This is a genomic window from Streptomyces sp. NPDC040545 (genome assembly GCF_055595065.1).
This window is the reverse complement of record NZ_JBVIWA010000001.1, coordinates 405,947-424,179: the sequence shown is the minus strand read 5'-3', so window position 1 is coordinate 424,179 and position 18,233 is coordinate 405,947. Positions and strand designations below refer to the sequence as shown.

Annotated in this window: 15 protein-coding genes; 6 read left to right on the top strand and 9 right to left on the bottom strand. The window is 73.2% G+C overall.

The features are described from left to right. Nucleotides 1-52: 52 nt before the first annotated feature. The 4 genes from ACZ573_RS02065 to msrA all read left to right on the top strand — a co-directional run bounded on the left by ACZ573_RS02065 (nt 53) and on the right by msrA (nt 4,898). Nucleotides 53-1,159 (top strand): hypothetical protein, encoded by a 1,107-nt coding sequence (locus ACZ573_RS02065; RefSeq protein WP_471297783.1) that lies wholly within the window; start codon nt 53-55, stop codon nt 1,157-1,159. A 246-nt stretch (nt 1,160-1,405) separates the two neighbouring features. Continuing rightward, nucleotides 1,406-3,004, top strand: a complete 1,599-nt coding sequence (locus ACZ573_RS02060; protein WP_471297781.1) for a M48 family metallopeptidase — start codon at nt 1,406-1,408, stop codon at nt 3,002-3,004. After that, the gene (locus ACZ573_RS02055) at nt 3,001-4,155 is read left to right on the top strand and encodes a hypothetical protein (protein ID WP_471297778.1); all 1,155 of its coding nucleotides are present in this window, start codon (nt 3,001-3,003) and stop codon (nt 4,153-4,155) included. The genes ACZ573_RS02060 and ACZ573_RS02055 overlap by 4 nt, the downstream gene beginning before the upstream one ends. Before the next feature lie 74 nt (nt 4,156-4,229). Continuing rightward, entirely contained in the window at nt 4,230-4,898 is a 669-nt protein-coding gene (msrA, locus tag ACZ573_RS02050) for a peptide-methionine (S)-S-oxide reductase MsrA (RefSeq protein ID WP_471297775.1), read from the top strand. Nucleotides 4,899-4,928: 30 nt separating this feature from the next. Here the strand turns inward: msrA and ACZ573_RS02045 are convergent, their stop codons facing one another. Together ACZ573_RS02045 and ACZ573_RS02040 are read right to left on the bottom strand one after the other, a co-directional pair. After that, the gene (locus ACZ573_RS02045; RefSeq protein WP_471297772.1) at nt 4,929-7,103 is read right to left on the bottom strand and encodes a sulfatase-like hydrolase/transferase; all 2,175 of its coding nucleotides are present in this window, start codon (nt 7,101-7,103) and stop codon (nt 4,929-4,931) included. A gap of 159 nt (nt 7,104-7,262) precedes the next feature. Further along, a complete protein-coding gene (locus ACZ573_RS02040) occupies nt 7,263-8,363 on the bottom strand; it encodes an NAD(P)-dependent alcohol dehydrogenase (protein WP_471297769.1) in 1,101 nt (366 codons plus the stop codon). 167 nt (nt 8,364-8,530) lie between these two features. On the opposite strand from ACZ573_RS02040, the gene ACZ573_RS02035 reads away from it, so the two are divergent. Then, on the top strand, nt 8,531-9,436 hold the full coding sequence (locus ACZ573_RS02035; RefSeq protein WP_471297766.1) for a helix-turn-helix transcriptional regulator: 906 nt from the start codon (nt 8,531-8,533) through the stop codon (nt 9,434-9,436). A gap of 158 nt (nt 9,437-9,594) precedes the next feature. On the opposite strand, the gene ACZ573_RS02030 is transcribed toward ACZ573_RS02035, so the two are convergent. From ACZ573_RS02030 to ACZ573_RS02020, 3 genes are all read right to left on the bottom strand, one after another. Further along, complete coding sequence (locus ACZ573_RS02030; RefSeq protein ID WP_471297764.1) at nt 9,595-10,578, bottom strand: GNAT family N-acetyltransferase; 984 nt, start codon at nt 10,576-10,578, stop codon at nt 9,595-9,597. A gap of 106 nt (nt 10,579-10,684) precedes the next feature. Continuing rightward, on the bottom strand, nt 10,685-11,953 hold the full coding sequence (locus ACZ573_RS02025) for a L,D-transpeptidase (protein ID WP_471297761.1): 1,269 nt from the start codon (nt 11,951-11,953) through the stop codon (nt 10,685-10,687). Nucleotides 11,954-12,088: 135 nt separating this feature from the next. Then, nucleotides 12,089-12,430, bottom strand: coding sequence for a hypothetical protein (locus tag ACZ573_RS02020; RefSeq protein WP_382542457.1), 342 nt, complete (start codon nt 12,428-12,430; stop codon nt 12,089-12,091). A 107-nt stretch (nt 12,431-12,537) separates the two neighbouring features. Between ACZ573_RS02020 and ACZ573_RS02015 the strand changes: the two genes are divergently transcribed. Beyond that, nucleotides 12,538-12,888 (top strand): hypothetical protein, encoded by a 351-nt coding sequence (locus ACZ573_RS02015; RefSeq protein WP_471297758.1) that lies wholly within the window; start codon nt 12,538-12,540, stop codon nt 12,886-12,888. Nucleotides 12,889-12,978: 90 nt separating this feature from the next. Here the strand turns inward: ACZ573_RS02015 and hutH are convergent, their stop codons facing one another. The 4 genes from hutH to ACZ573_RS01995 all read right to left on the bottom strand — a co-directional run bounded on the left by hutH (nt 12,979) and on the right by ACZ573_RS01995 (nt 17,957). Then, nucleotides 12,979-14,520 carry a histidine ammonia-lyase gene (gene hutH / locus ACZ573_RS02010; protein ID WP_471299013.1) on the bottom strand — a complete coding sequence of 514 codons (1,542 nt, stop codon included), beginning with the start codon at nt 14,518-14,520 and terminating at the stop codon, nt 12,979-12,981. 107 nt (nt 14,521-14,627) lie between these two features. Then, the gene (locus ACZ573_RS02005; protein ID WP_301367017.1) at nt 14,628-15,743 is read right to left on the bottom strand and encodes a GGDEF domain-containing protein; all 1,116 of its coding nucleotides are present in this window, start codon (nt 15,741-15,743) and stop codon (nt 14,628-14,630) included. 102 nt (nt 15,744-15,845) lie between these two features. Next, the gene (locus ACZ573_RS02000) at nt 15,846-16,646 is read right to left on the bottom strand and encodes an enoyl-CoA hydratase/isomerase family protein (RefSeq protein WP_471297756.1); all 801 of its coding nucleotides are present in this window, start codon (nt 16,644-16,646) and stop codon (nt 15,846-15,848) included. Between the two features lie 147 nt (nt 16,647-16,793). Then, a complete protein-coding gene (locus tag ACZ573_RS01995; protein WP_301367019.1) occupies nt 16,794-17,957 on the bottom strand; it encodes an adenylate/guanylate cyclase domain-containing protein in 1,164 nt (387 codons plus the stop codon). Between the last annotated feature and the right edge of the window lie 276 nt (nt 17,958-18,233).

Below are 18,233 nucleotides of genomic sequence, written 5' to 3'. Positions count from 1 at the left end.
GCGCCCGCCCCCCTATTGGCCTGCTCCCCCCTCGGTCTGGTTCGCTGGAGGCATGGAGATTCTGTGGTTGGTGTTCGCGATGCTCATGATCGTGTTCATTCTCGGTCCGTACATACGGCGCCGGCGCGGTGGTATCCGCCTGGTCGCGCCGGGCAGCCCCGACGCCGCAGACCCGGCGAACTACGGATTCGACCGGCAGGAAGAGCTCGAGATCCGCATCCCCGGGCCCGACCAGGACCTGATGGACGCCCTCGACAACGTACGGCTCACCGGCCGGTGGCAGGCGGCCTCGCAGCTGCTCGCCGGAACCCCGCGGGAGGGCGAGCGGCGCTGGCAGCGCGTGCAGGCCTTCGGCGGGGCCGCGGCCCTGGAACTGATGGCGCAGCCCGGGACGGGCGCGCAGTGGCTGAAGGCGTGGCGGCTGGAGGCGGAGAAGGACCCGGGCGGCGCGCAGGTGCACGCGGAGCTGCTGGTGCAGCAGGCGTGGCGGCACTCGGGCGGGGTCGGTTCCGAGGACCACCGGATCATCCTGGAGGAGGCCCGGGACGCGTGCCGCAGGGCCGCGCTGCTGGCTCCGGGGGACCCGGTCCCGTACATCACGGAGCTGGCGATCGCGCGGGGACTGGCGTACCCGGAGGCGGAGTTCGACGAGCTGTGGGCGAAGGTCGTCGACCGGGCCCCTGAGCACATGGGCGCCCATCTCGCCGCGCTGCACTACTGGGGCGAGAAGTGGCACGGCTCGCGGGAGAAGGCCGACACCTTCGCGCACGCGGCCGCGGCGCGCGCCCCGCAGGGCTCGCTGCTGGCGGCCCTGCCGATGTTCGCGCTGCGCGAGAACCAGCCGGACATCGTGCTGAGCCCGAGCTTCTACCGGGGCGCGGTCGTCACGCGGGCGGTGGAGGGCGCGCTGTACGCGGTGCACACGGCGCGGGAGGACGACCCGATGGTGGTGCACGTACGGCACATGCTGCTGATGTTCCTGGTCTGCATGGAGCGTTGGGCGGAGGCGATGGAGCAGGTGCGGCACGTGGACGGGTACGTGGGCGCGCTGCCGTGGTCGGAGGCGGACGACCCGGCCGCGGCGTACGCGGTGTACCGGGCGATGGCGGTGGCGGGGTACGAGGCGAACGGCGGTTCGCCGGCGACCCTGGCACGGTAGCCCTCCGGGCCGGTCGGCGGATCCACGGTCTTGGCCGGCGGAGCGGTGGTCCGGCCCGGTGCGTCCGGCCCAGGGCGTCCGGCCCGGTTCGGCCACCCCGGCCACCCCGGCCGCCCCGGCCGCCCCGCGGGGATCCTTGGGGAATAAAGTTGCTGTAAGTAATCACAGGCCGCATGATGCGGCGGTGGCCGTGGCCTTCTGCCCTGCCACCCATTCTTTTTCGTTCCCGTGGGGGGATCTGTCCATATGGGCGCTTCACTGCGCGCCTTGCGCGCTCTCGTCCTGCTCGCAGGCTTCTACCTGCTCGGCGTGTTCCTGCTCGCCGCGCTCGGCGGCATCGACTACGCCGTCGTCACGACCCTGCACGGCCCGATCGTGGCCAAGCTGGTCCTCGTGTCCGTGGTCCTCACCGTCCCGATCGTGCGCGGCATGTTCATGCTGCGCACCCCCCAGGGCGAGCCCCCGGCCGGTGTCACGGTCAGCGAGGCGCAGGAGCCCGAGCTGTGGGCGGTCGTGCGTGACATCGCGCAGCAGGTCGGCACCCGCGCCCCCGACGAGATCGTGCTGATCGACGAGGTGAACGCGGCCGTCGGCGAGGACGCCAAGCTGCTGGGCCTGCGGCCCGGCACCCGCCGCCTCTACCTCGGCCTGCCGCTGATGACGGGCCTGGACGAGATGCAGCTGCGCGCCGTGCTCGCCCACGAGATGGGCCACTACGCCAACTTCGACACGCGTCTCACCCCGCTGATCGCCCGCGGCCGCGCCCAGCTGATCCGCACCATCGGCTACTTCCACGACCGTGCCGACAAGAAGGTGGCCAAGGAGCGCGCGAAGCAGGAGCGCAAGGACGAGAAGCGGATCGCCAAGGGCAAGAAGGCCAAGGGCGTCGACACCGCGGGCGAGGGCGCGATGTACCGCGCCATGGCCAAGATCTACATCGCGTACGGCAACTTCTACATGCGCGCCACCCGCTCCACCTCCCGCCGCCAGGAGCTCGCCGCCGACCTCGCCTCGGTCCGGGTCGCCGGCCGCGACTCCGCGGCGTCCGCGCTGCGCGAGCTGAACGTCCTCGACTCGGCGCACGACTTCTACATGGGCTCCTACGCCACCCTCGGTGTCGGCGCCGGTCTGCTGCCCCGCCCGGGCGAGGTCTTCGGCGGCCTGCGCCGGCTCCTGGACGCACGCTCGGCCGACCTGGACGAGCTGCGCCAGGAACTGTCGACCGAGCCCACCTCCCCCTACGACTCCCACCCCGCGCTCGCCGAGCGCGTGGCCCGCATCGAGGCCCTGCCCGACGACGGCCGCTCCGGGCAGGCCGCCCGGCCGGCCCTGGAGCTGCTGGCCGACGCCGACGCGGCGCTGGCCGCACTGGAGCAGGTCGTCCTCACCCCGGAGGCGCTCGCGCTCAAGCGGGTCGACTGGGAGGACCTCGTCCACGAGTCCATGACCGTGTACGTCGGCCAGGGCGCGGAGGACATCCGTGAGGCCTTCGCCGCCGAGGGCGCGGGTCCCGGGCTCGACGCCGTGCTGGACGCGTTCGACGCCGACCCGGCGGTGCGCTGGCGCATCGCCGACCGTTTCCCGAAGTCGGAGGAGGCGGAGGCCGCCACCGGCCGTACGGCCCGCGAGTTCGCCCGCCCGGTCGTCCGGCGCGCCCTGAACCAGCTGGTCACCGTCGAGCTGACGGCCCGCGGCGCCGCCCGCTGGCAGCTGTCGTGGTCCGACTCGGCCTCCCTGAGCTACCCGGCCGACGGCTTCGGGGACCGCCTGGGCGCGGCCCTGGACGCGGCCGTCGCCGACCTGCCCGACACCGAACCCCTGCGGAAGCTGGTGCTTGCCCCGTGATCGGCCTGTACGTACTGGGCGCCATGCTGCTGTTCGGCGCGTTCAAGGTTCTGCGCGGCGTCTACTACATCCGCAAGGCGAAGCGGCTGGAGGCGGAGATAGCCGTCATCGAGGGCCGGACGGAGGCCACGAACGCCGAGACCGCCGCCCTCAAGGCGGAGCGCAAGGCGCAGCAGGCCGCCGCGGTCGTCGCGCTGGGCTTCGTACCCGAGGCCGACCTCGACACGGACAACGTGCTGCCCGTGCCGCCCGAGCGGACCGCCGTCCTCGCGAAGGTCAAGGCCGGCGACTGGGAGGCGGGCGCGGCCTATCTCGACGCGGCCGGACAGGACTGGGAGGAGCGCTGGCAGCGCCTGCGTCCGCTGTCCGGCCTGGCGGCCGAGGACGACGCCTGGCTGCTGGCCTGGCGCGCGGCCAGGCCGACGGACCCGTCCGCGGCGCTGGTGAACGCGGACACGGGCGTCCTGGTGGCATGGAACGTACGGGGCTCCGCGCGGGCCAGCCACACCACCCAGGAGCAGTTCCGGATCTTCCGCGAGCTGCTGCTCAAGGCGCAGGAGCAGGCGCGCGAGGCCCAGCGGCTCGCGGACCCGGCGGACCCGGTTCCGTACATGGTGGAGCAGTCCATCAGCCAGGGCCTGGGCTACTCGCACGAGGAGTACCAGCAGCTGTGGTCGCAGATCGTCAAGCGTGACCCGAAGGGGCTGTCGGCCCACACGAACGCCCTGCAGTACTGGTGCCAGAAGTGGCGCGGCTCGCACGAGCTGGCGCTCTCGTTCGCCCGCGAGGCCGCCGCCTCCGCCGAGCCGGGTGAGCTGCTGTCCCTGCTGTCGCTCGTGGCGTACGTCGAGCAGGAGATGCACGAGTCGGAGCTCAAGCCGGAGACCTTCTTCAAGGAGCCGGAGGTCATCGCGGCGGTGGAGGCCGCCCTCGTCGACCTGGCGGCGGCCGACCCGGACGACTGGCGGTCGATCCGGCTGCGGCATCTGCTCGCGTGGTTCCTGTTCTGGCAGGACCGGGACGCGGAGGCGGTCGAGCAGTTCCGCCACATCGACGGACACATCGGGGCGATGCCCTGGTACTACTGGCCGAAGTCCCGCTACGTGTATGCCCGGGACTACGCGGTACGCGAGGTCACGCCGGGCCTGTGAGCCGGCGGCGGAGGGCGGGTCGGGGAATCCCGGCCCGCCCTCCGCACGTTGTCACTCCCACAAGGAGGGAATCCATGTTCTCGTACCGCCGTACGCCCGAGCTCCCCACCCGCGAGGAGGCCCTGACGGGCCGCGCGGAGCCGCTGTTCGCCGTGCCCGACCGGCACACCGTGCTGGGCAGCCCGCTGTCGGGCCCCTACCCCGCGCACCTGGAGGTCGCCGACTTCGGTCTGGGCTGTTTCTGGGGTGCGGAGCGCAAGTTCTGGCAGACCCCCGGGGTGTGGACCACGCTGGCCGGCTACCAGGGCGGCTTCACCGAGAATCCGACCTACGAGGAGGTCTGCTCGGGTCTGACCGGCCACACCGAGGTGGTGCGCGTGGTCTTCGACCCGTCCCAGGTCTCCTACGCCGCGCTGCTGAAGCTGTTCTGGGAGTCCCACGACCCCACCCAGGGCTTCCGCCAGGGCAACGACGTCGGCACCCAGTACCGCTCGGCGGTCTACACCCACTCCCCCGACCAGCAGGCGACGGCGGAGGCCTCCCGGACGGCCTACCAGCAGGTCCTGGCCTCCTCGGGCTACGGCCCGATCACCACGGCGGTGCTGCCCGCCGCGGAGCGGCCCTTCTGGCCGGCGGAGGCGCACCACCAGCAGTACCTGGACAAGAACCCGGGCGGCTACTGCGGCGTCGGCGGCACGGGCGTGTCCTGCCCGATCGGCGTGGCCAAGGCGCCCGGGGCGTGACCCAGGGCTGCTGAGGCCGGTCCGGGCGGGTCAGACGACCGTCACGTAGGGGCGGGCCCAGGAGGTGTGGTCGAAGGAGGAGCGGGCGTTCGCGTCCTCGACCAGCAGGTGGAGGAGGCGGACGCCGGTCACGTCGAGGTCGATGGCCGTGGGGCCGGTGGCTCCGGTCAGGGTGGCGGTGGTCAGCAGGGTCCGGCCGTCGGCGCGGACGACGGCGCGGGTGGCGCCGGCCGGCGACTGCTTCGTGGAGAAGTCGTCGATGCCGACGAGGGCCGTGAACCGGGACGCGCGCCCGCCCAGGTGGTAGACGATCTCCGAGGGGGCGTGGACGCCGAGGCCCTTGGCGTAGGTCACGCCGCCGAAGGCGATCGGTGTGCCGTCGCCCGCCGCCTGCTTGCCGTTGGAGCGGTCGATCTCCACCGGGCCCCAGCCGTTGGCGGCCGAGACCCACGGGAGGTCGCTGAGGTGGCTGTCCCGGGTGGGCGGCGCCGGGAGCGGGGTGAAGCGCGTCGCCGCCGTGAAACGCAAGGACGAGGACGTGGTCGCCTGCGGGACGAGCACGGCCGGGAAGGTCGAGGGCGCGGCCACCCGCCAGGTCGTGGTCAGGGCCTGGCCCGGGGCGAGGGAGGCCGTGGCCTCCGGGCCGGTGGGTGTGGCCGTCCAGCCGGACGGGAGCGGGAGGGTGACGCGTACGTCGGGCCAGGGGCGGGCGCTGCCGTTCGAGACGGTGGTGGTGAGCGTCGAGGCCGACGGGTCGGCCACCGCGGTCAGGCCCCACGGGCGGCGTACGTAGGTGTCGGTCCACGAGGCGCGCAGCAGGGTGGTCAGCGAGGCGACCACCGAGGGGTTCCCGGCCGCCACGTCGTTCTTCTCGCCGGGGTCGGCGGCCAGGTCGTAGAGCTCGAACGCCCACGCGGAGTCGGCGACCGTGCGGTCCCGCCCGGGGGCGAACCGTACGGCCTTCCACCGGTCCTTGCGGATGGCTTCGGCGACCTGCTTGGCCCGGCCACCGTCCTGGCCGTTCGCCCGGGAGGTGACGCCCTGCTCGTCCCGGTACCAGTAGAGGTGGCCGTGGAGGGGGGCCAGGGCGGCCGCCCCGCCCAGGACCGGGGCGGCGGAGAGGCCGTCGATGTCGGTGGGGGCGGGTGCCGCGGCGAGCTCGGCGAGGGTGGGCAGCACGTCGTACAGGGGGGTGGGCCGGGCGCTGGTGGTGCCGGGGGCGATGCGGCCCGGGGACCAGGCGATCAGCGGGACCCGGACGCCGCCCTCGTAGAGGTTGCGCTTGTAGCCGCGCAGCGGGCCGTTGGCGTCGAACAGGTCGGGGTCGACCCCGCCCTCCTCGTGCGGGCCGTTGTCGGAGGCCACCAGGACCACGGTCCGCTCCGCGATCCCGCGTGCGCGCAGCCGGTCCACGACGGCGCCGACCTGCGCGTCGAGGAGGCTGATCTGGGCCGCGTGGGCCTTGTTCGCCTGGGTCCACGACCGCGCGGCGTAGGCGCCGACGTCGGGGATCTCGCTGGGTGCGTGCGGGAGGTTGGGGGCGAGGAGGAGCAGGAACGGGTCGGGTCCGGCCGCGTGGGTGTCGATGAAGTCGAGGGCGCGCGCCGCGATCACGTCGGGGGCGTAGGTGCCCTCGGGGAGCGTCTCCTTGGTGTCGTTGTGCCACAGGTACGCGGGGCGGTACTGGTGGGCGTGGCTGTGGTCGATGTATCCGTAGAACTCCTCGAAGCCCCGCGCGCCCGGGTGGCTGGGCTGGTCCGCGGCCTCCGGCCCGAAGCCCCACTTGCCGAACAGGCCCGTACGGTAGCCCCGCGCGCGCAGCACTTCGGCGAAGGTGGTGTCCCCGGCGGCGAGGCTGCCCTGGCCGCCGGCGGCCGGGTTGGCGCGGACGGCGGCGTGGCCGGTGTGCAGGCCGGTGAGGAGTGCGGCGCGCGACGGGGCGCAGACGGCGGCCGCGGAGTAGGCGTCGGTGAAGCGCAGGCCCTCGGCGGCGAGCCGGTCGATGTGCGGGGTGGTGATCAGCTTCTGGCCGTACGCGCCCAGGTCGCCGTAGCCGAGGTCGTCGGCCAGGATCACCACCAGGTGGGGCGGCGGCGCCGCGCTCCCGGCGGCGGACGCCGCTGCGGGGGCGGCCAGTTGGGGCAGGGTCGCGAGACCGGCGGCGGCCGCCGCCGATCCGGCGAGGAAGTGACGGCGGGTGGGCATGGCGGACTCCTGCGCGGTCGCGGGCGGCGGTCGGTGTGTGGAGATCATCCGCGGCCGTGCGCCGTGGAGGCCATGCACGCGGCATGAAGAACGTGTGACACCGCCGCCGGCCGCCGGTCCGGCTCCCGCCCCGCTCCGGCTCCCGCTCCCCCTCCCGGGTCAGATCGTCGACGCGTCGATCACGAAGCGGTAGCGCACGTCGCTCGCCAGCACCCGCTCGTACGCCTCGTTGATCTGCTCCGCGGTGATCAGCTCGATCTCCGAGCCCAGTCCGTGCTCGGCGCAGAAGTCCAGCATCTCCTGGGTCTCGGCGATCCCGCCGATCATCGATCCGGCGAGGGTCTTGCGGCCGCCGATGACGGAGAAGAGGTCGAGTGCGACGGGCTCCTCCGGGGCGCCGACGTTCACCAGCGCGCCGTCGACCTTCAGCAGGCCCAGGTAGGCGTCCAGGCCGAGCGGCGCGGAGACGGTGGACAGGATCAGGTCGAAGCGGCCGGCCAGTTCCTCGAAAGTGGCCTCGTCGCTGGTGGCGTAGAAGTGGGAGGCGCCCAGCTTCAGGCCGTCCTCCTTCTTGCGCAGGGTCTGCGACAGGACGGTGACCTCCGCGCCGAGCGCGTGCGCGATCTTCACGCCGATGTGGCCGAGGCCGCCGAGGCCGACGATCGCGACCTTCTTGCCGGGGCCCGCCTGCCAGTGCCTGAGCGGGGAGTAGAGGGTGATCCCGGCGCACAGCAGCGGGGCGGCGACGTCCAGGCCGAAGCCGTCGGGGATGCGGACGGTGTACTTCTCGTCGACGACGAGGTGGGTGGAGTAGCCGCCGTAGGTGGGCTCGCCGCTGCGGTCGAGGGCGTTGTACGTGCCGGTCATGCCCTCGGAGCAGTACTGCTCCTGGCCGCGCAGGCAGTACTCGCAACGGCGGCAGGAGTCGACGAAGCAGCCGACGCCCACCCGGTCCCCGACGGAGAACCGAGTGACGGCCGGGCCGACCTCGGAGACGACACCGGCGATCTCGTGGCCGGGGACCATCGGGTAGATGCCCTCGCCCCAGCCGTCGCGCACCTGGTGGATGTCGGAGTGGCAGATGCCGGAGTACTTGATGTCGATGAGGACGTCGTGCGCGCCGACGGGGCGGCGCGTGATCGTGGTGCGCTCCAGCGGGGCCTTGGCGGCGGGGGCGGCGTACGCGGCGACCTGCGTGCCCCGGACGGGCTGCGCGCCCTGGGTGGCCTGGGCGTCGTGGGTGGCCTGGGTGACGGACATGGGGGTGTGCTCCTCGAACGGGGTCGTGCCATCTGCGGTGGTCCCCACGCTGCCGGTTCGTCCGGTGGGCAGCCATCCCCCTGTCCTGCCTACGCCCGGTGAACCTACTCCTGGCGGGGTCAGGCTGACGCCTGCCCCGGGGTCCGCCGCCCGGGGATACTGACGGGATGGACCAGCTTGATCAGCGAGCCTGCCTCGGCGAGTTCCTCCGCTCCCGCCGGGCACGGCTGCGCCCCGAGGACGTGGGTCTGCCCGACCACGGGCGCCACCGGCGCGTGCCCGGGCTGCGCCGGGAGGAACTGGCGCAGCTGGCGGGGGTGTCGGTCGCGTACTACACGCGGCTGGAGCAGCGCGACGGGCACAACGTGTCGGTGGAGGTCCTGGACGCGCTCGCGCGGGCCCTGCGCCTGGACGGGAGCGAGCGTGCGCACCTGATGGACCTGGCGCGGCCTAAGGCGCACCGGCGCCGCCACAGCCGGCGCCCGCAGCAGGTGCGCCCGGAGCTGCGCACGCTGATGGACGCGATGGACGGCGTACCGGCGTACCTGGTGGGGCACCGGCAGGACGTCATCGGCTGGAACCGGCTGGCGGCCGCGGTCTTCGGGGACTTCGGGGCGCTGCCGGCCGCCGAGCGGAACCTGGTGCGGCTGGTGTTCCTGGACCCGGCGACGGCGGAGCTGTACGGGGAGTGGGAGTGCCGCGCGTGCGAGGTGGTGAGCAACCTGCGGATGTACGCGGGCCAGCACCCCGACGACGAGCAGCTGTCGGCACTGGTCGGGGAGCTGTCGGTGAAGAACGAGGAGTTCCGTCGGCTGTGGGCGGCGCACACGGTGGCGGACAAGACGCACGGGGAGAAGCTGCTGCGGCACCCGATCGTGGGTGAGCTGCGGCTGTCCTTCGAGACGCTGAAGCTCCCGGACGACCCGGCGCAGTCGCTAGTCACCTTCCATGCCGCGCCCGGCTCCCCGTCGGCGGACGCCCTGCGTCTGCTGGCGTCGTGGTCGGCCCCGTCGGAGGGGGCCGGGGCGCGGAACCCGGCGGCTGGGCCGTCTCTTCCGGATCTTGCCGGATGAGCCCGGGTCGTCCGGTGCGGTGCATCGCAAGGCGGAGGGCCCTCGTGTACTGGACGTACTCGAGTGCCCCGACAACCTGGGGGTCCCCCCGGACGGAGTCTGGGGGATGAGGTGCCGTGCCGGGCGGGCCGGGCCCGGCAGGATCCGGAAGAGACGGCCTAGAGGCTGAGCTGGAAGTAGGCGGCGGGGCGGTCGAGGCGGTAGCCCAGGCTCTCGTTCACCGCGCGCATCGGAGTGTTCTCGTCCGCCACCGTGGTGGCGATCCGGCGCAGGGCGGGGTAGCGGCGGCGGGCCAGCTCCAGCATGTGCAGCTTGACCGCGCGGCCCAGGCCGTTGCCCCGGTGGGCGGGGGCGACCACGGTGTCGTACTGGAGGGCGCGCGGGCCGGCCGGGTCGGGCAGGACCAGTTCGGTGTACGCGGCCACCTCGCCCGCGGCGGTGACCGCAGCGACGGTGGTGATCTCGCCGCCACGCTCCAGGATCAGCCGGTGCGCGGCGTGGAGCTTCTCCGGCGTCCAGGTCTCGGTCTTCTCGTCGATGTCGCCCGTGGGCGCGTCCTCCATCGCCGCGTGGGCCGTGGCCAGCGGCCCGGCCCAGGCCTGCGGCACCAGGCCGTGCCAGGCGCGCAGTGCGTACCCCGGGGCGATCGCGGCGGTCGCCGGGGACATGGCCCCGGCCGCGGCCTGCGGCTGTCGCGTCACGTCCTGCTCGTACCAGGCCATGGGCAGGACGTTCTGGAAGCCGAGCGACCGCGCGAACCACTCCCCCGGCCCGCCCAGGTCCACGAGCGTCATGACGGAGGACCGGCCCTGCGCGAGCAGCTCGGCCCGGACCTGCTCCCACAGGGCGCGGCCCAGGCCTCGGCGCCGGGCGTCCGGGCGTACGGCGAGCACGTCGAGATAGGCGGTGTGCGCGTTGGCCTCGTCCGTGAACAGCAGCAGGGCGGCCACACCGGTCCCCCCGTCCGCCGCCCAGAGCGCGGCGCGGCCGCGTGCGGGTGTCACGCGCAACCGTCCGGCCACCTCCGTACGGGCGGGCGGCGGGGCCTGCGGCAGGTCGACGGCCTGGGCGGCGGTGAGGACCGCGATCCAGGCGTCCGTCTCGGCGTCGGTGGGGGGAAGCGGCAGCGCGCGAATGGTCATACCGGCGACCCTAGGTGATCACGTGCGGGCGGATCCGGCCGTTTTCACGCCGAACGGCGGGGACCCCGTGAGGGATCCCCGCCGTTCGCGGTGTGCGGTCGCCAGGTCAGGCGGCCGAGCCGGCCTTCCACTCCGCCCAGCCCATGTTCCAGCCGTTGAGGCCGTTGTCGGGCTTGATGGTCTTGTCCGGGGAGTTGACCACCTTGACCACGTCGCCGATGAGCGAGTTGTCGAAGAACCACGCGGCGGGCTGGTTCGGGTCGCCCGCGCCCTTGGCGTCGTTCAGGCCGACACAGCCGTGGCTGGTGTTCGCGCTGCCGAAGACCGAGTCGGCTCCCCAGTAGTTGCCGTGGATGAAGGTGCCGGACTGGGACAGCCGCATGGCGTGCGGGACGTCCTTGATGTCGTACTCGCCCTTGCCCTCACTGTCCTTGAAGCCGACGGTGGAGCCGTCCATCCGGGTCTCCTTGAACTTCTCGGAGATCACCATCTGGCCGTTGTAGGTCGGGTTCTCCGGGGAGCCCGCCGAGATCGGGATGGTCTTGAGGACCGCGCCGTCCCGGGTGACCGTCATCTTCTTGCTCTTCACGTCGACCTCGGAGACCTGGCTGCGGCCGATCTTGAAAGTGACGGTCTTGTTCTGGACGCCCTGGACGCCGGGAGCGCCCTGGACGCCCTCCAGCGCCAGCTTCATGGTGACGGTGGAGTTCGCCTGCCAGTAGTTCTCCGGGCGGAAGTCCAGGCGCTGCGTGCCGAACCAGTGGCCGACGACTTCCTGGCCGCTGCTGGAGCTGACCGAGATCGCCGCCTGGACGGCCTTCTTGTCCTGGATCGGCTTGTTGAAGGTGATCGAGACCGGCATGCCCACGCCGACCGTCTGGCCCTCGTCCGGTATGAACGAGCCGACGAAGCTGTTCTCCGGGGAGACGGTGGTGAAGGAGGCGTTCTCGTGCGCTTCCTTGCCGTCCGCGTCCTTGGCGGTCGCCGCCAGGGCGTACTTCGTGGAGCGCTTCAGCGCGGCGTCGGGCTTCCAGCTCTTGCCGTCGGCGGCGATCTTGCCGGCCACTGCCGTGCCCTCGCTGGTCTTCAGCTCGACCAGGGTGAGGGTGCCGTCGGCGACGGCCACGTTGGCCGCGTCGTTGAGGCCGACGTTCGTGGCCCCGTCCTTCGGCGTGATGGTTATTTTGGCCTTGGAGGTGTCCTTGGCGGCTGCCGCGTCGGCGTCCGCCTGGGCCTTGCCGGCCTCGGAGCCCTTCGGCTTCGCGTCGTCCCCGCCGCCGCATGCCGTGAGCATCAGTACCCCACCGAGCAGGGCGGATATGGCCACCAGGGACCTTCTCCGCCGCATACTGTCCGTCCTCACACGCCACTCCATCGTTGCCGGATACCCCGGAGGCTGGCCGTCCCCGGGGTTGGCCGGGCAGGGGGGCAGACCCCCTGCCTGGTCCTGACAACGCGTTAACGGCACCGGCCGGTTCCACATTCCGTTCGGATGTGGTCCACCACACGGTCAGGCGTTGTCGGGTTCCTCGTCGAAGTCACCATCTTCCTCGTCCAGGTCCCACTCCATGGACTCGGGGTCGTATTCGACGGGCTCGCTGCTCCAGGAGGCCTGCGCGAGCTCCACCCCGGGGATGTCCGCGACCAGGTCGGTGGGGTCGACGAGGTAGGCGAGGGCCTCCGACTCGTCCTCGCGGACGGCGGACTCGGCGTGGCCGCGCTCCTCGTCCGGCATGAACTCGTCGGCCTTGATGTGGTCGAGGGCGGCTCCGGTGAGTGCCTGGACGTCCGGCACCTCCAGCACCAAATCCACCCGAAGTCGTACGTAACGTGATGTCTCAGAAGCGTTCATACGACGGAGAGTAAGCCCGCGGAAGCCCCGACTTTCCCACGACCCGCCCCTTTCCGTAGCATCACCGCACACGGCCAATTCGCTGCTGCCACAAGGGGGATCGCACCGTGTCCGCACGCCGACCGCTGCTCACCGCTCTCGGAGCGACCACCCTCCTCGCCGCCTTGTGGTTCGTACCCTCGGCGGGCGCCACCTCAGCCGGTGCCGAGGAGACCCGTTCCGGCGTGCCCGCGGGCGCGAACGCCGCCCAGGCGGCCGCCGACGTGACCGGCTCCGACGGCTCCGACGCCCCCGGGACGGTCACGGGAACGGCCTCCGGTCCGGCCGCGCGCCCGCAGTCCCTGCTCGCCGACACCGGATCCGTGGACACCACCCCCTACCTCCTGGGCGGCACCCTCTTCCTCGGCGTCGGGGCCGGCTTCGTGGCCTTCTCGGTCCGCCGCTCGCACGCGCTGTAGACACGGGCCGCAGACACGCACTGCAGACGCGCGAAGGGCCGCCCGGGAGCTGATCCCAGGGCGGCCCTTCGCCGCGTACGCGGCCTGGGGTCAGGCGAGCGGACCCGTCACCGGCTCCACCGCGGCCAGGAGGCCGCCCGTACGGATGAACTCGTCGGCGGCGGCCAGGTCGGGGGCGAGGAAACGGTCCGGCCCGGGACCCTGCACACCCGCCGCGCGGGCGGCCGCGATCGCGGCCTGGCTGGCCGGGGCCGGGGTCAGGCCGTGGCGCAGCTCGATGGCGCGGGTGGCCGCGTAGAGCTCGATCGCGATGATCCGCGTCAGGTTGTCGACGGCGGTACGGAGCTTGCGCGCGGCCGACCAGCCCATCGAGACGTGGTCCTCCTGCATGGCGGAGGAGGGGATCGAGTCGGCCGAGGCCGGGACCGCGAGCCGCTTCATCTCGCTGACCAGGGCGGCCTGCGTGTACTGGGCGATCATCAGACCGGAGTCCACGCCGGCGTCGTCCGCGAGGAACGGCGGCAGGCCGTGCGAGCGGTTCTTGTCGAGCAGCCGGTCGGTGCGGCGCTCGGCGATGGAACCGAGGTCGGCGGCCGCGATGGCGAGGAAGTCCAGCACGTAGGCGACCGGGGCCCCGTGGAAGTTGCCGTTGGACTCCACGCGCCCGTCGGGCAGCACCACCGGGTTGTCTACGGCGGCGGCCAGCTCGCGGGAGGCCACCAGGGCGGCGTGCGCCATGGTGTCGCGGCCGGCGCCGGCGACCTGCGGGGCGCAGCGCACGGAGTAGGCGTCCTGCACGCGCGGGGCGGTCTCCTCCTGGTAGTGGCGGACGAGCCCGGAGCCCTTCAGGACGGCGGCCATGTTCGCGGCGGAGGCACCCTGCCCCGGGTGCGGCCGGATGGCGTGCAGCTCGGGCTGGAGCACCTTCTCCGTCCCGAGCAGCGCCTCCAGGGTGAGGGCGGCGGTGATGTCGGCGGAGGTGTAGAGCTTGCCGAGGTCGGCGAGGGCCATGACCAGCATGCCGAGCATGCCGTCGGTGCCGTTGAGGAGGGCGAGGCCCTCCTTCTCGCGGAGCACGACGGGCTCGATGCCGGCTTCGGCGAGCAGCTCGCCGGCGGGGCGAACGGTGCCGTCCGGGCCCTCGGCGTCGCCCTCGCCCATGAGGGCGAGCGCGCAGTGGGACAGCGGCGCGAGGTCGCCGGAGCAGCCCAGGGAGCCGTACTCGTGGACGACGGGGGTGATCCCGGCGTTGAGCACGTCGGCCATGGTCTGCGCCACGGAGGGGCGTACGCCGGTGTGACCGGAGGCGACGGTCTTGAGGCGGAGGAACATCAGCGCGCGGACGACCTCCCGCTCGACGCGCGGGCCCATGCCGGCGGCGTGCGAGCGGACGATGTTGCGCTGGAGCTGGGCACGCAGCTCGGGGCTGATGTGCCGGGAGGCGAGCGCACCGAACCCGGTGGACACCCCGTAGACGGGCTCGGGCTTGGCGGCGAGGGCGTCGACGATCTCGCGGGCCCGGGCGAGGGCGGCGAGCGCCTCCGCGGAGAGCTCGACGCGTGCGTTGCCGCGGGCTACGGCGATGACGTCCTCGGCGGTGGTCCCGGACGTCCCCACCACGACAGTGTGCATATCCATATTCAGCACCCTACGGATTGAATCGCTTCATGTCACTAGGCGAAATTGTCACGATCGCGACGCGGATGGACCCCTTACGGGCCGGTAGCGCGAGCGGCCGGTCACTGCCGGCCGCGGAAGCGGCGCCGCTCCCCGGGAGCCTCCTCGGCGGCGGCGTCCGCGAGCCGGACCACCGCGGTGTCCCGGCCCGCCACGACGGGCTTCGGCGAGCGCGCGGCCTTCGCCTTGTACTGGGCGGCGTCCGCCAGCCGGAACAGCCTCCGGGAGGACTTCACCAGCCCGATCGGGTCCCCGGTGGAGGCCACGCCGCAGGCCACCCCCTCGCCCAGCTCCAGCTCGGCCGCCCGGGTGCACACCTCCTCGGTTACGCGCACGATCTCGTCCGCCGTCGGGCCCACCCCGACCAGGCAGAACTCGTCGCCGCCGAGCCGGGCCACCAGCGACCCGGGCAGCATCGCCCCGCACAGGCTCAGGACCGATCCGAACCGCTCCAGGAGCCGGTCGCCCATGGCGTGGCCGAGGGTGTCGTTGACCTTCTTCAGCCCGTTCAGGTCGCAGACGACGAGGCTGACGACCACCCCGGTCCGCCGGTGCTCCTCCAGGGCCTCGTCGAGCCGCATGTCGACCGCCCGCCGGTTCGCGAGCCCGGTCAGCGGGTCGGTGAAGGCGAGCCTCCGGGCCTCCTCCAGCCGCTCGTTCTGCGCGAGACCGGCCGCGACCACGGCGGCGAGCACGGTGGCGAAATCGGCGTCGTCCTCGTCGAAGTCGGGCAGCCCCTCGTCCCGCGCGACGTACAGCTCGCCCCAGGCGCGGCCGCTCAGCACGATGGGCGCGACCACGCAGGTCCCGCGGCCGCGGCGGCGCAGGGCCTCCCCGCGCCGCCCCGGCCGGTCGCCGACCGCGCTCTCGACCCAGGCGTGCGGGCCTCCGCCGCCCACCCAGAGCTCGTGCAGGAACTCGGTGATCTCGGGGAAGTCGTGCACGGGGTAGGACTCGTCCTCGGGGAATTCCTCCTCGCCCGCCCGCCGCTCGCCCTCGTTCACGAGCACCCGCAGGCGCCCCCGCTCGCGCTCCCACGCGGAGATCGCGGCGAACGAGCCGTCGAGCGCCACGCGCGCCCCCCGCGCGGCCGCCCGCACGCTGTCCCGCGGCGCGCACGCCGCGGCCATCGCCTGAGCGAGTCCCACCACGGCTCGTAGCCGCCCGTCAACTCCCATCACCCCAGGCTAGGTACTTTTGTCAGATTTGGAGACAATTGGCGCGACTTTCGGTGCCGCCAAGATCACCAAGGGTGATCGGCGGCACCGCGGCGCGGGTGGCTACTCCCCCGGCCAGTTCGGCTTGCGCTTCTCGTTGAACGCCGCGACGCCCTCCACCCGGTCGCCCGAGAAGGCCACCGTCCGCCAGGCCGCGTCCTCGATCTCCAGACCGGCCTCCAGGTCCATCCCGTGCCCCAGCCGCAGCGCCCGCTTGGCCGCCCGCAGACCCACCGGGGAGTTCGCCGCCATCCGGGACGCCAGCGCCAGCGCCTCCGCCGTGTCCTGGCCGGCCGGGACCACCGAGTCCACCAGCCCCAGGGACAGCGCCTCGGCCGCCTCCACCCGGCGCGCCGTGAAGATCAGCTCGGCGGCCCGCGCCGCACCCACCCGGCGCGGCAGCAGCTGCGTACCTCCGCCGCCGGGGATCACGCCCACCGACACCTCGGGCAGGCCCACCACCGCGCTCTCGTCGGCGACGATCACGTCGCAGGCCAGGGCCAGCTCGAAGCCGCCGCCCAGCGCGAATCCGTGCACCGCCGCGATCGTGGGCATCGGCAGCGCCAGCACACCCCCGTACGCGCCCCGCGTGGTCGGCCGCTGCCGGACCAGCTCGGTGTCCGAGAAGGAGTTCCGCTCCTTGAGGTCCGCGCCGACGCAGAAGGCCCGCTCCGCCGTGGAGGACAGCACCACCACCCGCACCGACGGGTCCGCCGCGAGCGCCGCGCAGGCGGCGCCGATCGACCGGGCCATCTCCGTCGACACCGCGTTCATCGCCTTGGGGCGGTCCATCGCCAGCTGCGCGACGTGCCCGTCGCCCTCCCGGCGTACCGCGACGAACTCTCCGAAGCGCTGCTCAGACATGCCTGCGACCCTCCCGGTTAACGAGCGTTATCGCCGCACTCTAGTGCGCGGGGAGGCCACCGGGTCAAGGCTGCGCCGCTGCGCGGCTCGGCTGCGCCCCGGCCCGTCGGCAGGAGGCACGGGCACCCCCCAGGGCCCGCAGTCGCGTCAGGCGGGGTTCTTGGGCTTCCTGCGCGTCAGCGACCAGGGCTCCACGACGCCGAGCCCGCGCACCGGCCGCTGCCACATCGGCTGCAGTGCGAACCGGTAGGACGCGCCCTCGTCGGGGGCCGTCTCGGCCTCCTTCTCCGACACCGGAGCGGCCCCGGTCCGGGAGAGCTCCTCGGCCATCGCCCCGTCCACCAGGACCGCGTCCTTGGGGGCTATGGACGTGAGCCGGCTGGCCAGGTTCACCGTGGTCCCGAAGACATCGCCCATCCGGGTGGTGACCGTGCCGAAGGCGATCCCGACCCGCAGCTCGGGCATCTGCGCGTCGAGCTCCATCGTCTCGATCAGCCGCAGCGCGATCTCCGCCGCCGTCGCCGCGTCGTCGGCGCAGTACAGCACCTCGTCACCGAGGGTCTTGATCAGCCGGCCGCCGTGCGCGGCCACCAGGTCTGCCGCGGTCGTCTCGAAGGACTCGACCAGCTCGCCGAGCTCCTCCTCCTCCAGCCGCCGCGTCAGGCGCGTGAAGCCCACCAGGTCGGCGAAGCCCACCGCGAGCCGCCGGTCGACCATCTCGTCGTCGTCGGCCACCTGCACCACGCGCCCGGTCGCGGCCGCCAGCTGGCGCCGCCACACGTAGACGAGGAACTCCTCCAGCTCGGGGAGCAGCAGCTCCACCAGGGGGTACGTGACCTCCGTACGGGTCATGCCCGGCTCCGGCGGCTCCGTCAGCCCCTCCAGGAACGAGTCGATCTGCCACTCCGCCAGCCGGGCCGTGGTCTGCCCGGTGGACCGTGCCACCTGCACGGCCATCGGCTCGGACAGCAGCCCGGCCTCCACCAGACCGGCCAGCCGGCGCAGGGCCAGCACGTCGGCCTCGGTGAGCGCCCGGGCCTGCCCGATGTCGGCGAAGCCCATGGCCCGCCAGAAGCGCGAGGCCAGCTCCATGGACACGCCCGCGCTCCGGGCGGCCTGGAAGGGCGTGTACCGGCGCTCGGCACCGAGGATCAGCTGCTCCAGCCGGATGGCCAGCGGATCCGCCGTCGGCTGGGCCGTGTGATCGACCTCGTGATGCGGAGTGTGCTGGTCACGGCCGATCGGGGTGCCCGGGCCGGACGCGGAGCCGCCACCGGCGGACGCGCTGGACGTAGGGTCGTCGACGGTCAAGGGCCGCCTCCTGTCCATTCCGTGCGCACTGCCCTGCGAACCGGTTGATCACCACGAGCACCGGGATCGCCTAAACCATACGGCAGGTGTGCCGTAGCTCACTCCCCCTCCCCGCTTCCGGCCGGCCCGCGACCTGGGTGCGGGGTCCGGAGCCGCGGCCCCGGGGGGGGGGGGCCCCCCCCCCCCCCCCCCCCCCCCCCCCCCCCCAAACCCCCCCCCCCCCCCCCCCCCTCCCCCCCCCCCCCCCCCGCCCCCCCCCCCCCCCACCCCCCCCCA